This is a genomic window from Acidovorax sp. Root217 (assembly GCF_001428645.1).
Classification (GTDB): Bacteria; Pseudomonadota; Gammaproteobacteria; order Burkholderiales; family Burkholderiaceae_C; genus Acidovorax.
Genome location: NZ_LMIH01000023.1, coordinates 63,254 through 63,464 on the forward strand (window position 1 = coordinate 63,254; position 211 = coordinate 63,464).

Consider the following 211-nt stretch of genomic DNA (forward strand, 5'->3'; position numbering starts at 1 on the left):
CAACTCACTGACTGACTCAACAAACCGTGGTGGAGGTAAACGGGATCGAACCGATGACCTCTTGCATGCCATGCAAGCGCTCTCCCAGCTGAGCTATACCCCCACAAACCCCTGTGCGCCACCAACGCGACACACAACGGCAATAAACTGGCGGAGTGGACGGGACTCGAACCCGCGACCCCCGGCGTGACAGGCCGGTATTCTAACCAAC

At 58.8% G+C, this 211-nt stretch carries 1 tRNA gene; it reads right to left on the bottom strand.

Annotated elements, in window-relative coordinates:
* Window positions 1–27: 27 nt before the first annotated feature.
* Window positions 28–103, bottom strand: a tRNA-Ala gene (locus tag ASE31_RS20180).
* Window positions 104–211 lie beyond the last annotated feature (108 nt).